At 52.8% G+C, this 14,140-nt stretch carries 18 protein-coding genes; 8 read left to right on the top strand and 10 right to left on the bottom strand.

Going from position 1 to position 14,140, the window contains the following annotated elements:
• Positions 1 to 66: 66 nt before the first annotated feature.
• On the bottom strand, positions 67 to 1,143 hold the full coding sequence (locus tag ACFSOY_RS07310; RefSeq protein WP_386045236.1) for an FG-GAP repeat domain-containing protein: 1,077 nt from the start codon (positions 1,141 to 1,143) through the stop codon (positions 67 to 69).
• Between the two features lie 234 nt (positions 1,144 to 1,377).
• Complete coding sequence (cobA, locus tag ACFSOY_RS07315; protein WP_386045238.1) at positions 1,378 to 2,136, bottom strand: uroporphyrinogen-III C-methyltransferase; 759 nt, start codon at positions 2,134 to 2,136, stop codon at positions 1,378 to 1,380.
• Positions 2,137 to 2,278: 142 nt separating this feature from the next.
• Between cobA and bluB the strand changes: the two genes are divergently transcribed.
• Entirely contained in the window at positions 2,279 to 2,938 is a 660-nt protein-coding gene (bluB, locus tag ACFSOY_RS07320; protein WP_386045239.1) for a 5,6-dimethylbenzimidazole synthase, read from the top strand.
• Positions 2,939 to 3,022: 84 nt separating this feature from the next.
• On the top strand, positions 3,023 to 3,520 hold the full coding sequence (locus ACFSOY_RS07325) for a hypothetical protein (RefSeq protein WP_386045241.1): 498 nt from the start codon (positions 3,023 to 3,025) through the stop codon (positions 3,518 to 3,520).
• A gap of 71 nt (positions 3,521 to 3,591) precedes the next feature.
• Here ACFSOY_RS07325 and ACFSOY_RS07330 read toward each other — a convergent pair whose 3' ends face one another.
• Complete coding sequence (locus ACFSOY_RS07330; protein ID WP_386045243.1) at positions 3,592 to 4,038, bottom strand: peptidase M56; 447 nt, start codon at positions 4,036 to 4,038, stop codon at positions 3,592 to 3,594.
• Between the two features lie 128 nt (positions 4,039 to 4,166).
• Between ACFSOY_RS07330 and ACFSOY_RS07335 the strand changes: the two genes are divergently transcribed.
• Both ACFSOY_RS07335 and ACFSOY_RS07340 read left to right on the top strand, forming a co-directional pair.
• Entirely contained in the window at positions 4,167 to 4,481 is a 315-nt protein-coding gene (locus ACFSOY_RS07335; RefSeq protein WP_386045245.1) for a YciI family protein, read from the top strand.
• A gap of 97 nt (positions 4,482 to 4,578) precedes the next feature.
• Positions 4,579 to 5,412 carry an alpha/beta fold hydrolase gene (locus ACFSOY_RS07340; protein ID WP_386045247.1) on the top strand — a complete coding sequence of 278 codons (834 nt, stop codon included), beginning with the start codon at positions 4,579 to 4,581 and terminating at the stop codon, positions 5,410 to 5,412.
• A 49-nt stretch (positions 5,413 to 5,461) separates the two neighbouring features.
• Here the strand turns inward: ACFSOY_RS07340 and ACFSOY_RS07345 are convergent, their stop codons facing one another.
• Positions 5,462 to 6,022, bottom strand: a complete 561-nt coding sequence (locus tag ACFSOY_RS07345) for a GNAT family N-acetyltransferase (RefSeq protein WP_386045248.1) — start codon at positions 6,020 to 6,022, stop codon at positions 5,462 to 5,464.
• Between the two features lie 158 nt (positions 6,023 to 6,180).
• On the opposite strand from ACFSOY_RS07345, the gene ACFSOY_RS07350 reads away from it, so the two are divergent.
• Positions 6,181 to 6,939: a DUF3298 and DUF4163 domain-containing protein gene (locus ACFSOY_RS07350; protein ID WP_386045250.1), complete on the top strand. Its 759-nt coding sequence runs from the start codon at positions 6,181 to 6,183 to the stop codon at positions 6,937 to 6,939.
• Between the two features lie 13 nt (positions 6,940 to 6,952).
• Here ACFSOY_RS07350 and ACFSOY_RS07355 read toward each other — a convergent pair whose 3' ends face one another.
• Entirely contained in the window at positions 6,953 to 7,453 is a 501-nt protein-coding gene (locus ACFSOY_RS07355) for a GyrI-like domain-containing protein (RefSeq protein ID WP_386045252.1), read from the bottom strand.
• 136 nt (positions 7,454 to 7,589) lie between these two features.
• On the opposite strand from ACFSOY_RS07355, the gene ACFSOY_RS07360 reads away from it, so the two are divergent.
• Positions 7,590 to 7,991 carry a DUF1761 domain-containing protein gene (locus ACFSOY_RS07360; protein WP_386045253.1) on the top strand — a complete coding sequence of 134 codons (402 nt, stop codon included), beginning with the start codon at positions 7,590 to 7,592 and terminating at the stop codon, positions 7,989 to 7,991.
• A gap of 172 nt (positions 7,992 to 8,163) precedes the next feature.
• Positions 8,164 to 8,583 carry an SRPBCC domain-containing protein gene (locus ACFSOY_RS07365; protein WP_386045255.1) on the top strand — a complete coding sequence of 140 codons (420 nt, stop codon included), beginning with the start codon at positions 8,164 to 8,166 and terminating at the stop codon, positions 8,581 to 8,583.
• A 363-nt stretch (positions 8,584 to 8,946) separates the two neighbouring features.
• Here the strand turns inward: ACFSOY_RS07365 and ACFSOY_RS07370 are convergent, their stop codons facing one another.
• The 5 genes from ACFSOY_RS07370 to ACFSOY_RS07390 all read right to left on the bottom strand — a co-directional run bounded on the left by ACFSOY_RS07370 (position 8,947) and on the right by ACFSOY_RS07390 (position 12,119).
• Entirely contained in the window at positions 8,947 to 9,300 is a 354-nt protein-coding gene (locus ACFSOY_RS07370; protein WP_386045257.1) for a YmaF family protein, read from the bottom strand.
• A gap of 229 nt (positions 9,301 to 9,529) precedes the next feature.
• A complete protein-coding gene (locus tag ACFSOY_RS07375) occupies positions 9,530 to 9,892 on the bottom strand; it encodes a VOC family protein (protein ID WP_386045259.1) in 363 nt (120 codons plus the stop codon).
• Positions 9,893 to 10,014: 122 nt separating this feature from the next.
• Positions 10,015 to 10,440, bottom strand: coding sequence for a hypothetical protein (locus ACFSOY_RS07380; protein ID WP_386045260.1), 426 nt, complete (start codon positions 10,438 to 10,440; stop codon positions 10,015 to 10,017).
• A gap of 961 nt (positions 10,441 to 11,401) precedes the next feature.
• On the bottom strand, positions 11,402 to 11,596 hold the full coding sequence (locus ACFSOY_RS07385) for a helix-turn-helix transcriptional regulator (protein WP_386045262.1): 195 nt from the start codon (positions 11,594 to 11,596) through the stop codon (positions 11,402 to 11,404).
• A gap of 22 nt (positions 11,597 to 11,618) precedes the next feature.
• The gene (locus ACFSOY_RS07390) at positions 11,619 to 12,119 is read right to left on the bottom strand and encodes a DUF6773 family protein (protein WP_386045264.1); all 501 of its coding nucleotides are present in this window, start codon (positions 12,117 to 12,119) and stop codon (positions 11,619 to 11,621) included.
• A 704-nt stretch (positions 12,120 to 12,823) separates the two neighbouring features.
• Between ACFSOY_RS07390 and ACFSOY_RS07395 the strand changes: the two genes are divergently transcribed.
• Entirely contained in the window at positions 12,824 to 14,023 is a 1,200-nt protein-coding gene (locus ACFSOY_RS07395) for an MFS transporter (RefSeq protein WP_386045266.1), read from the top strand.
• The last annotated feature ends 117 nt before the right edge of the window (positions 14,024 to 14,140 follow it).

The following is a 14,140-nucleotide window of genomic DNA, read 5'->3' on the forward strand; positions in this document are numbered from 1 at the left end:
ACCCCTTTGCTTCAAAACACGAATTTCATTTTATCCAACATCGCTGCTCCTCGTCGGTCACACCCATCACGTCAACGCTCGAATCTTCCATTCACTGACCTGATCAGGCTGGCGAACGAGCTCGAAGCTGATCTTTTTCTCCAGGTCATAAAAACCTGGATCGATCCACTCATACACGCTGACCGTCGCCCGCGGGCTGTGAATCGACTCGATCTCATGCCCGTAAAATGGCGATAAGCTTCCTAAGAGAACAGCAGACTCACTCCCTTTGGCGAGATACAGCTCCGCCCCCTCGCTATCGCGCATCTCCCAGGCCAGAAGAAATGCTTCCAGCGTCTCCGCTTCATCATCTGCCCGCTGAAGCATCTTTGCTTCCCGCTTTACCGCTTGAAACTGTGCCGATTCACCGGGCGTGCGCTGATAGCGAAACAGCTGCACCACCTGCCGAAACGGGCTTTGTTCACGCTTCTCCACGAGCACCTCGCCGCGTCCGGTTCGGCGGATGCCGGTGAATCCAGCATGGGTGCTCAGCGCTCCGTCCGCACCATCCCACAGCTGCATGTACGGTTCATCGATCCCCTCTTCGCCCCGCCCGCGCCAAAAGATCAGCAGATCAGGTCGACCATCCTTCGTCAGATCGGCCGCTTCGATGTGCAGCGCATTGTCTGGATAGACTTCCTGCAACAAGATCTTCCCGCTTGCTGACCGCACCCGCACATGTCCGCGCAGGTTGGTCGCAAAGCTCTCCGCCACATCGAGCCGTCCATCATGGTCAAAATCGGCCGTCTCCGTCTGCAGCGGCATCAACAGCGTCTCCAGCCCTTCGCCGATCGCTTCGATTTTCGGATAGACGAAATGCACATGATGCTCTGCGCCCACCTTCCGCAGGTGAAGCGCTCCGTCCGCCTCCACGACTGGTGAGACGATCTTCCCCTGTTTCACCTTGACCAGCCGAGCGAACGGGACGGCGGTCACATCGCCTGCCGGGTCGCTTGCGAGCGGCATCAGCTCGAACAGCAGGCTGAACGCACCATCTGCTCGCACTTGAAAGGACAGCGGTCGCTCCTCCACCGCTCCCAACCACTTTCCATTGATCCTTACAGACGCGCCGTACAGATGATCGGGCATCACCACAAACTCCATGCCGCACCCCTCCCTTTCCTCCATCGTATGCGGAAGTGCGGGCGAATGCCTACGGTGCAAAAAAGCCGAATTGCTACTCCGGCCACTGAAGCTGCCACACTTTTATCACCACCGAGTGTCAGCACTCCGCAGATACATACCCCCACATGCAAAAAAAGCGCGATGAGCCTTTTCCAGCTCATGCGCTTTTCACGTATCGGTGCGACTTACTTTGAGACTTTGCAATGCTTGACACTACACGCAGACGCTTTCCTCAAACCACTGGATCTCTTCACGCAAGCCCACCACGTCGCCGACTAAGATGATCGACGGGTTGGCGATCTGCTGCTGGCGCGCAACCTCGACGATCGTATCGAGCGTCCCTTGCACCGTCTTTTGCTCAGGAAGCGTCCCCCAGTGGATGATCGCAACGGGCGTCTTCGGATCGCGCCCATTTTCGATCAGCTGCTCACAGATCAGCGGGAGGTTTTTCACCCCGAGATAAAAGGCGATCGTATCGACAGCTGTGGCCAGCTTATCCCAGCGCAGGCTGGACTGCTCTTTGGTCGGGCACTCATGCCCCGTCACCACCGCAAAGGAGGAGGAGACGAAGCGATGCGTGACCGGAATGCCCGCATAAGCAGGTGCGGCGATGCCAGCTGTGATCCCCGGTACGACTTCAAAAGGAATTTTGTGTCTGCTCAGTTCGAGCGCCTCTTCGCCCCCGCGCCCAAACACGAACGGGTCTCCCCCTTTCAAGCGAGTGACAACTTTGCCCGCTTGCGCCTTTTCCACCAGCAGTGCGTTGATCTCCTCTTGTTGCAGAAGATGGCGGTCTGGCAGCTTGCCGACGAAGATCAACTCCGCCCCCGCTTTTGCGTAGTCGAGCAGCTTGGGATTTGCCAAGCGATCATAGGCGATCACATCCGCCTCTTGGATGCATTCCACGCCACGCAGTGTGATCAATTTCGGATCGCCCGGACCCGCACCTACCAAATAGACTTTGCCTGCCATTCCGATGTCTCCCTTCCCGCTCTAAACCAAGTTTTCACACCATTATACTCGGTATTATACAGATTGTCAGCACCAAACTTTGCGCAATATAGTAAACTGGAAGACACTACGGAGCGACAGCCATACTTGGAGGTGCCGTCTGATGAACTTTTCGAACGAACAGCGCGACGCGGTCTATGAAGCGATCCACAACCGGCGCGACATCCGTCGCTTCCTCTCCACACCGCTTGACGAAACGGCGATCAAACGCATTTTGCTCGCAGGACACCACGCCCCTTCGGTCGGCTTCATGCAGCCGTGGGATTTCATTCTCGTCTCCTCAGATTCGATCAAAAATGAGCTGGCTGCAGCTGCCGACAAGGAGCGCCGCGCTCTGGCGATTCACTTTGCGGCAGAAGGAAGGGATAGCAAGTTTCTCTCCTTAAAAGTCGAAGGCCTTCGCGAAGCCCCGCTGACCGTCTGCATCACCTGTGACCCGACGCGCGGAGGAGACCATGTGCTCGGGCGCAACTCGATCCCGGAGACGGATATCCTCTCCGTCGCCTGCGCCATTCAAAACATGTGGTTGGCCGCCTATGCGGAAGGCATCGCGATGGGCTGGGTCTCCTTTTACAAAAAGGCGGACGTTCGGCGCATCTTAAACATCCCGCCGCACATCGATCCGACCGCCCTGCTCTCTTTCGGCTACACGGACGAATACCCCGACCAACCGCTGCTCGAAAAGGCGGGCTGGGCGAAGCGCAACTCGTTTGACAGCCTGTTGCACTATGACACGTGGAACAACAAGGACGGCTCTCGCTAAGAGGGTCGCTTTTTTTACTTCGGAACGGATCGCCCATGTGCTGAATAGGCTGGAAAGCAGTGAGCGAGAGGAGCTGAACCAAACGTGACGAGACGAAAAAAGAGAGCGCAGTATGAGGATGATTATCGCGAAATCCCTGCTGTGTTTTACTACGATCCGCGATTTTTCCCCGGCATGCCCGGACCGATGCCAGGCCCCGGTGGTGGCACCCCTTTTCCACCGCCTCGGCCACCCGTCTTTCCTACGCCCGGGCCGTTTCCAGGTTTTCCAGCAACGCCAGGTCCGGGTGGAGTTCCCGGTGGCGGACCGGCAGGTGTGCCCAATCCACCGACCACGCCGCCGCCCAACTACACGCCCAAAAAGCCGTTCACCGCACCTGGCGCAGTAAAAGCGATCGATCCGGGAGCGATCCAGCGCTGCAGGTTCCGGTTTGTCTACCTCTGGCTGGACAACGGCCAGCAGTTTTGGGCTTTCCCGACCTTTATCGGGCCGCGCTCCTTGGCCGGCTATCGCTGGAACGGCTTCCGCTGGATCTACTTTGGGGTGGATCTCCGACATATCGATTCTTTCATCTGCACCTGACCTGTGCGCCGGACGCTCGATCCGGCGCACTTTTTTGCAGAAAAAAACCTGAAACGGCTGCGTTTCAGGCTTTACAAAAACTTGAGTTTCCGCACGATGTTGCGGATATGCCCTTCGTCAGACCAGAAGACCAAATAGCGGTACGTCTCGCCATGCAGATGCAACGGGACTGGATACTCGACGTAAAACGCCGCCTGTGCTTTCATCTCCTTCGGCTGATCTTCTGACGGGAAGATATAGCATGCATCGCGCGCATCGTATTTCAGGAATTTGATCGTGGGATCGGTACCGTACGGTTGGAATCTGTGATAGGCTTCCTGACGGCATACATCCTCCAACCCACCCGCACCTGCTGCGGCAGACAGCTCGAAAAAACCGTCTCGCCCCTGATAGCGATCCTTTTCAATCTCGATCCAATTCGGTGGATGCTCAAAAGCCACCCCGTATTGTGAGCTGACATACCGCTTCCACTTTCGGCGCGCCAGAGCGCCTAACATCAAACCAACATAATTTCGCATTCGCGTCGACTCCTCTGCAAACATCCTGATTCAGACATAGGCAGGATATGTGCAAACGCTTCAGAAGGTTCTGCTATAATGAAAAGCGGATACAGCTTTCAATCGGTTGACAGAGGAGATGTTTTCCCTTGAGCGAATCCCGCGAATACTTATATCAACTGAAGCCTTGCCGTCCTGACCTGCCCGACACGCTGACCGAGCGAGAACAGGCGATCATCGGCGAGCATTTTGCCTATCTGCAACAATTGCTGGCAGCAGGTCAATTGATTCTCGCCGGCCGCACGCTCGACTACGACCCGCTCGGACTGGTCATCTTCCGCGCCGACTCGTTGGAACAGGCGCAAAAAATCGCCAGCGATGACCCTGCGGTCGTCCACGGCGTGATGACCGCGACTGTCAGACCTTACGCGGTCGCCCTGATCGAACAGGCGCACGACCGCTAGCCGCTCCTGCTGTTCAACTGCGCAAAAATGAACGTCCACTCGATCGGAAACGAAACGATCCACCTCGCCTGTCCCTGAAATGAAAGGAGCGATTCGGATGGAATGCGTTCTCGACAACATCACGTTTCACTACGAGGTCTGTGGTGAAGGCACACCGATCTTGATCATGCACAGCTACAGCCTCGACCATCGCTCGACGATGGCCTACATGGAACCTGTCTTCGCCGATAAGCCAGGCTATCGGCGCATCTATCTCGACTTGCCCGGCATGGGTGCGACGAAAGGCGAGGCATGGATGCAAAGCTCTGACGATATGCTGCAGACTGTCTGCCAATTTATCGACCGCGTGATCCCAGAAGGGCAATTTCTGCTGGTGGGAGAATCGTACGGCGGATATATGGCGCAAGGCATCATTTATCAAAAGCCGGACAGAGTGGCCGGAGTTGCCCTCGTCTGCCCGATGGTGCAACCGGACATTGCGCAGCGCGAGCGCGCCGCACATGTGGTGCTTTCCCAAGATCAACCGTTCCTCGCCTCGATTCCGGAGGGAGAGGACAAAGATACATTTATGCGGCTTTGTGTTGTGCAAGATCGGCCCACCTGGGAGCGCTTCGAACGAGATATCCTTCCCGGTGCCCGCCTGTACGACTCCGCCTTCACCAACCGAATTCGCCAGCGATTCGGCTGTTCGTTCGACGTGCGCACACTGCCCACGCCTTTCGCTCAGCCTGCTCTCATTCTGCTCGGTCGCCAAGATAGCCTCGCAGGGTACCGTGACCAACTGCAGATTCTCGAACAGTACCCCCGATCTTCCTTTGCGATCCTCGATCGCGCCGGCCACCAGCTCGCACTCGAACAACAGCGGTTGCTCACCGAGCTGATGAGCGAATGGTTGCGCCGCGTGGAAGAAAACAGAGAGAGCCGCAGTTGACCACCGCGGCTCTCCTCCCTGTGCACTCCATACGTCTTCCGATGCCTCGCTACAGCCGCTTTTGCACGACATAGCAGTGCTCAAGCTCGCGCACGACTTCAAACCCCTGCGCTTCATACATGCCGAGCGGGCCATGATAGTGATCTTGGACCGTCTCACCCTGTTTGGATGGGTACCCTTCTGCCAACGAATAGCCTGTCGCGCGAAACCCTTCGCAGGCAGCGCGCAACAAAGCGGTGGCGATCCCTTTTCCGCGATGGTCGGGCGCAACGATGAAGCAGGCGAACACGCCCATTTTCGCCGCAGGGTCGCGCGGCTGATCAGCACCTTTTACCACATGGTTCGCATCGTTCGCGTGGCACCACCCGACAGGCTCCCCATCCGAAAAGGCCAGATACCCGTTGAGCCCGCCCGCTTCGATCCACTTGGCAGCCGCTTGGCGGTTCTCCTCTCTGCTCCGCTGCCCCCACTCGCCTTCTCCCCACGAACTGCGGTAGTAATGGCAGTAGCAAGATGCCCACCGCTCATTATCCTGAAAAGCAATATGATCAAAAAAGTGCAAAAACGATTCGGCCAACTCGGGTGTCAGCTTCTTTACCGCGATCTCCATGAACCTACCTCCATGAACTCATTTTTATTCGGTTGCGAGCCCGACCCCCTACTGCTCGACCGGTTCGCCCGCACGTTGCTCGATCGATCTCGATATCATCTCTGCCGATTGGGGAAAGCTAACCTCTGCCGAAACGATTCTCATCAGGAGGGGTCGAGATGAAACACCTGAAAGGTAGCCTGCTCGCGTTCACAATATGTGGTGCTCTGTTCCACAGTATCGATGCGGAGGTGAAAGCAGAACCGCCCGAACTTTGCGGAACAACCTCAACAGCAACTGACGCGTTTCAGTGGGAGCAAATCAAAATCATCCACAAAGAATTCACCGAAAAAAAGCCGGAACAAAAAGTTGCCTACCCGCAGTTGTCCGGTCTGCCGAACGCTGGCGTCCAACAGCGCATCAACGCACTGCTTCGAGAAAAGGCTGCCTATCAGGCGGAAGCGGATAGCCGACCGCTGATCTCCTACGCCAACGAGTACAGAGTGACGTTGCAGAGCGGCCCGATTCTAAACATCCTCTACAAAAACTACGCCTTTACCGGCGGAGCGCACGGCATGCCACACCAGACATCGCTCCTGCTCGATCTGACAGATGGCAACCGGTATGCGCTAAAAGATCTGTTTCAGCCGGGTGCTGACTATCAGCAGAAGATCAGCCAGATCATCAAACAGCAGGACAAAGATCATCAGCTCGACACCTTTCAGCCGTTCGTCAAGATCGACCCGGACGAAAGCTTCTATCTGACACCAGATTCGCTGGTGATCTTCTTCCCACCATACAAATACACACCCTACTACTTCGGCTTCCCAGAGTTTAAGATCCCGTACCGCCAGCTGTCAGGCATTCTGAAGGCGGACAGCAAGGTCTGGAAACAGGTGCTAAAGCGGCCAAAACGCTCGCCCAATCCCTCTCAGTGAGAGCGAGCGCTCGTCACTCGCCTTGCGCTGGTTCGAGCGCGATGTAGAGATCGATCTGATTGTCGGCGCTTTCCGGCTGATAGCGCTCGTCCCACACTTCATAATCGAATCTTTGGATTTTGCGACCCGATTGGGGAATCCATTCTCCATAGACGGAGGAGTAGGTCTGGTGGAGATCTGCCTCCAACCCATGATGGGTGACCTTTACATATTCTCCCTGCGGCATGACATGCGAGCTCATGCCCTCCGGAACATCTGCGATGCTTTCAACCTGTGCACCGATAAACACTGTATAAGGCGTTTCATTGTCGAACGCTTGCCCTTGCGGATACTGCTGCACGAGATATGCTTCCGTACCGATTCGATTTGCAATCTCTCCGATTCGAGAGTGGAAACGAGCTTCCATCTGCTTGACTGTAAACTGTTCGAACGCAGCTTTGAGCGTCGTGACGATCGAAAGACCGACCAGAAACAGCCGATCCTGCTTCACAATCTCCGGTGTGCTATGCGACACGATAGATACCGCCCTTCTTAATTCAAATAATTTGAACTATTTCCTTCAAAAGTATATAATACGAAAGTACGTTCGGTCAACGCGCCGAACTTGTTGATCTGGATGATCATACAGGTACGAATGGGAGGTGAGTTTGATGGATTTTTCCGAATTGAACTGGCTGGCGATCTTGGTCTCAGGTCTCTGTTACTATGCGATCGGCGGGCTGTGGTATTCCCCGCTGCTCTTCGGCAACGCGTGGATCAGATTGCGCAAGATCAATCAGTGGGAGATGACGGGAAGCATGGCACCGATGATCGGAGCCGTGTTCGTGAACCTCGGGAGCGCGTTCATTTTGGCCTTGCTCTTACAGGCGACAGGAGTGCAGGGAATTGCAGACGGACTGCAGACAGCGATCTTAGCTGGCATCACGATCTCGCTTGCGATCGGTCTCAACCATCTTTTTGAAAACGCGAAGTTTAAACTGTTCTTGCTCACGATCGGGTATCATCTGCTCGCATATGTTGCGATGGGTATCATTTTGTCCGCTTGGACATAACCAATCTTCCCCCCAGACGAACTGCATCGTCTGGGGTTTATTATGGGGAACGACCGAATCCCTTTGAGTTTTACATGTTGACAATCGATTGAAATCGTTCTATTCTGATTGCAACAAAAGGAGATCGTACGTTCGATTTTAGAAATGGATCTAATGGACAGGAGCGATGACAATGGAGAAAACGGTCGGTCAAACCGCCTCGGTGGGCTTTCAAATCGGGGTCAGAAGAACTTTGCCCATCACCCAAGAGCAGGCGTGGGAATTGCTCACCTCATCGGACGGAGTCAAAATGTGGCTTGGCGATGTCCCAGACCTCGCCTTTTCAGCCGGTAGCACCTATCTGTCCGAAGAGGGAACATCTGGTGAGTTGCGCATTGTAAAGCCGCACGAACAGCTGCGATTGACCTGGCAGAAAAGCGGTTGGGCGACACCTTCCACAGTTCAGATTCGTCTGCTGCCCAAGTCTCCCGAGAAGACGACGATCAGCTTTCATCAAGAGAAGCTTGCGAGCGCAGTTGAGCGAGAAGAGATGAAGCTGCGCTGGGAAGCTGTGCTCTCCATGATCGGCGAGAGGTTCGCTCCTCTGGAGTAGCAGTACGGCCCACTCGCTCGATCGGCCGGATATTACCGCTCCACTGCGCGTGCCATGCGACAGCCCTCAATTTACATATATTGTAATTATTAGTTATCCACACTATATGCCATCGTATCTCACTTATCAATTCCGATTTGGTGCGGCATGATCAGAAAAACCCTATTGCAACTCTCTCTCCTCTCCAGATGACATCATGTTCACAAAAAGCACAGCCGAGGAAAAATCCTATTGCAATAGATTCAGATTTACTCTCTCCTCCCCAAATGACATCAGGTTCACAAAAAGCACAACCGAGGAAAAACCCCAGTTGTGCTCGCTTCAGTCGCACCGCTTGACAGGCACCGACCTTCGATATAGGCCTTACACGAGAGGCTTTTCGATAAGCGTACCAAAATTAAAGACATGCACATGACCGTCGTTAAACGTCGTCTTTCCTTTGACAAAATGTATGTGTTTCCCGTTTCCAACCGGAATTGCAGGTCCCGTTACAATCCGAACTTGATGGTGATGGTCAAAAAAGTCTGTATTCGTCTTGATGACATGTACGTGACTGTTGCCTTTCGGTATCACTTCGCCAGTCACTCCTGCGAACCGATGATTATGTCGCTCATCCCCCGCCTCAGCTAGCTTCGTACTGCCCAGAAATTCATGGACATGTGTCTGGACGCGAAACCTCCCTCTAAGTCGAACTCTTCTCAGCCGTCTTCTTCGCATCGCATCGAATCCCCCTCACTTGAAATGACTACCATCTTATTAGTACATGTGAGGGGATGTGTTACGCACTTGCCTAACTTCGTACAGCTCGCACCTGATCAGAATGCTCAGCAGCTTGTCGATACGCTAATCTGCTCCACACAGCACCTGCAATGAAGAGGCAAAGCGAGCTTGGTGTGTATAAAAAATTTGGTGACCGAATCGCACTCGGTCACCTGATCGCCTACTCTTATTTCGCTTCCGGATCGGTTTGGCTTACCCCGAAGATCGTTCCTTCCGGATCTATACAATACGCTAGGTAGCCCATTCCGGGCATCGTCATCTTCGGCACGACGACCTGCCCCCCGCGTTCCTCAATCTTCGCCAAGAATTGATCGACAGAGGGCACTGCGATCGAATTGACCGTTCTTGCCACACCGTCTGGCGATTTCATGATCGCACCGTCGATTCCCTCGCCGCTCTCGCCAGTCGAAACGAACCAATAATCGTGTCCTTCCAACTGATGAAACTTCCAGCCGAACACATCCGCATAAAAATCGATCGCCGCTTGCGGGTTGTCCACTTGCAATTCAAAACGCATAACTCTTTGCATGATCGACACGCCTCCATTTTTGTATGTTTACTCAGAGTGTATCCAGTTCGCTCATCGCCTGCATGCAAAGGCTGCTCTCCCCCTCCATGCTACCGGCAAATTAACGACTCCAGCCATGCGATCTAAGCTCCGGTCGCTCGTTTTGAGCTAAGCAATGATACCAAGCCAAATCCGAGACCAAACAGGAATCCGGAAGTAGCAAAAAATGCGTGAAACAACTGCGCTTCTGGCGAAAGTAGACTTCCTCCACCCCAAACGAGCAAAATAAATGTGGTCGGAACGACAAACGTAAGCGCACAGGTTACCGGGTAGAGCAAGAACCTCGATAATCTATGCTTTACTTTCGACTTGATGATAAAGCAGACGATCAAATAGAGCGGGCCGAGGATGATGATATAGGCGACTGCCGACCAAAACACGGTCGCTTTTAAATCCCCGTCAAGCGTCTGCTCCCAGACGAGCCAAAGAGTGCCTTCGTATGCTAGAAAACCGCCCCAATACGAGACGGCAAAGACGGCCAGCATCAGAATAAATCTGATCAATTGCATCTCCCGCACCTCCGTTTATTTCCTGCCTGCCCGACCGAGCAATCGCCAGACGATTCCGCAAAGCGTTTCGCTCACTTCCTGTGTTTGCGCTGAATATCGCCCGACTTGAACGATCCTTTTTGCTCTGCAATGCTTTAAGCTCGCTATCTGTTTTGCGAGGATTCTTTTGCTACACCAAATAAACAGCCCGTCATATCGGTAGAGCTGCGTATACCAGATGCTTTTTCTCCACGATCTAGCTGATGTTCATCTCATTGTATAGGTGAAGATCATTTCATTGTCGCTTACAAACAGTTAAGCATATTACCCTGTAGGTTCTCCTTATGCCGCTCCGATTCCTCCGGTGTTCTAGCCAACGGCGAAAGTTTCGTGCTGATAGGAATGTTGCAACACAACCAACGAGTGATTCTCCATGTTGCTGCACCATCATCCAGCAGCTCTTCTACCACGACACGCTACATTTAAAAGATTCGATTCAACCAATACGTTTGACCACGACCCCGAGATCTTATTTCGGGGTCTATATTGTGATCCACAAATATTCTGATCCTAGCAAAACCCTTGCTCGCCAATTCGGAAGCAGGGGTTCTTTCATCGAAGGAAACATCAAATTGTGACGCGCAAATCGAAAGGCTCCGAACGTAAGATGCGATCGCTGATCCACTCCCTCATCATTTGGAGCTCACCGATTTTTTCGCTGGTTCTTTAGCAGATTGCTATAACTCTTGTATTGAGACATCGGTGCATGTCGCCGCTTTCTTCAATCGATCAACGCATCTCCAACAATAATCGGCAGGAAAAAAGCTGCCTACCTGAGCCGACAGCCACAAAACTTTTCCATCGCAAGATTTGAACGTCCAATCCTATAGCTGACCAACGAGCTGCCCCAACGCGAAACGCGCAGCAATCGGGGAGATTCACGCCTTCACCGCAGTCCTCTTCACGATAAAGGTCGGAGTGGTCATTCCTCCCAAAACAGATCATCCAACGTCTTGGAAAGCGCCCGACAGATCGCAATGCATAGATTTAAACTAGGATTGTACTTGCCAAGCTCAATCAATCCGATCGTCTGTCTGGATACCCCTACAAGTTGAGCGAGCTCCTCTTGCGACAAGTCCTTTTCCACCCTTGCCAATTTTAATCGCATATTTTTCATTCAGGCTCACCTCATACAATCCCTACGGTTCCATATCTTGCGTCTTGCTCCCCTTTTTGGCCAGTGCATGCCCGATGAGCAGCATGACAACAAACAGCGGGACATAGATCATAAACGCTCCCAAAAATACGATCACAAACGTCCAAAGCGAATGCAATCCGCCATCGCCATATTCGATTGTGCTTCGAATTCCCATGAAGACGGAGATCGCAATCCCTACCCCCAGTCCCCAAAAGACATTTTTTAAGCTCATCGGAAAGCGGCTTGACCGATCGTGCACCTCAACTTCGTCCGCATATAAGCCAAGATAGGCTGATCGAATGAGGAAGTAAAGTGAGGACACCAGCAAAATGGAAAGCTCTGACATGATATTCTCGGTGCCTTGACCGTAGACAAACCATTTCACAGCGATCGAGACAAAACAGAGCACTGCGATGACGATGTACGTTTCCTTGTAGAGCTTGTTGCGAAGGCTTACGATCCTTTCGTCCTCCACTTTCTTGTTGCGCTGAAACCATTTCATGCCCAACAGCCCCCTTCGAATAGGTAAACAATCCAAAGTTATCCTGCTCATATCATATTCCTCTTCATGTCTTTTTGTCAAATATATATTGCATTTAGGACTATATAGATGACTATACGTAATCTATTTCGATCAAGGATAGCGGATCGTTCTGTACCTGCTCACCACCGCCGTTCTTCTTGCACCTGCCCCAAAGGTTCTTGAGGTCATCAAGCATTACATCTCCAAGAGATGCACCCGCTCAAGGGGTATTCCACGCCTCTGCACCGATCAATCTCCCTACGTCGAGCAAACAAAAGCCGGAAATGTTTGAAACGAAAGAGCAAAACTCTTGATTATTTATAGACAACTGAATATAATGTCTATCTATAAGAGGACAAAATAAAACAAAGTGCACTCACCATAATCTTCATCGATTTTGACTCAGAATGATCTTGAACAGAATCGACTGCGACAGATGGTGCTGAAGCGAGGTGGATTTACCGAAAAGAAGTTGCAGCTGAATGAAAACAACATTGAAAATCTCATCGGGAGTATTGAAACACCCTCATGCGTCAAGAGACGATCGCACAACACTGTGTTGATCTCGACAGGTGAAACGAATCGTGTGAAGTCATCGGGAAAATGTGTGAAGAAAAAGACAGCCCGATGAAGAGCGAATCTAGGATCATCGCTCTTCAGGGAAAGGAAGGGGAGTCATTCCATTGTGGTCAAACCGCTATGTGCGCACCGTCATCATCTCCCGTGTGCTCTTGCAACTCGGGATCTGGATTCGAAATTTTGCTATTCTTTTGTATGTGACCGATCTGACGAACAACGATCCGCAATACGTATCGCTGATCTCTGTGGCTGAGTTTGCGCCGATCTTTCTGTTTGCCCTGATCGGCGGAACGTTTGCCGACAAATGGAGGCCGAAGCGCACGATGGTCTGGTGTGACCTGCTATCGGCGCTCTCGATCATCCTCGTGCTCGTTGTGCTCGCGTTCGGGTCCTGGTATGCGCTGCTTTTGGGCACGCTGATTTCTGCATCATTATCGCAATTCTCGCAGCCCTCTGCGTCGAAGCTGTTCAAACAGCACGTGCCTGCCGAGCAACTGCAGGGCGTCATGGCAATTTTCCAGTCGCTCAACGCAGGTTTCATGGTGATCGGCCCGATTTTCGGCGCATTTATCTATCAGCAATATGGGATCGAAGTTTCGCTCATCCTCACAGGCGTGATGTTCCTCGGCTCGGCTCTCGTCCTGTCATCCCTGCCCCGCGATGTATCGGCAGTGAATGCGACAGGGACAGGATCGTTTAAACAGGATCTGATGGAGGGCTTACGGTATATGTGGGCCAACCGCGCCTTGCGCACGGTTGGAACTACCTTTGCTGCCGCCGGACTTGGTGCCGGACTGATTCAGCCGATGTTTCTGTTCATCGCCATCGAAAATCTCGGTCAGGACAGCCAGTTTTTGCAGTGGTTGCTGATGGTCACCGGTGCCGCGATGTTCGTCGGGGGTGGTGTCATCTTAAGCATGGCCAACAAGATCAAGCCACATATCCTGCTTGCGATCGGCCTGCTGAGCAGCACCATTTGCACGATCGGGCTCGGCTGGTCGACCAGCATTGCGCTGACGTTCGCTTTGCAGATCGTGAACGGTTTCTTCACTCCCTGTATTCATGTCGGCATCCAAACGATGATCATGCAAAACACGGAAGCTGCGTTTATCGGCCGAGTTGGCGGTACGATCACACCGATCTTCATGGGGATGATGGTGGTCGGCATGTCGACTGCAGGCTATCTGAAAGCGGCCAGCTCATTGTTTACCGTTTTCACTTTGAGTGGTATCTTGTTTTTGCTCGGCATGTTGCTCTTGCTGCCGCTCTTTGAGAAAAAACGCAAAAGCGAGATCAGCTGTTGAGCAGATCAGATCGCCTCATACCGTCCTCTTCCCCACTTCCGATGCTGGAGTGGGGATTGTTTGCGATCCGCTTTGTTTTTGTTTGCGCTATGATAGAATTGATGTAAATGTGAACTG

Source organism: Tumebacillus lipolyticus, from assembly GCF_042682745.1.
GTDB classification, from domain to species: Bacteria; Bacillota; Bacilli; order Tumebacillales; family Tumebacillaceae; genus Tumebacillus_A; species Tumebacillus_A lipolyticus.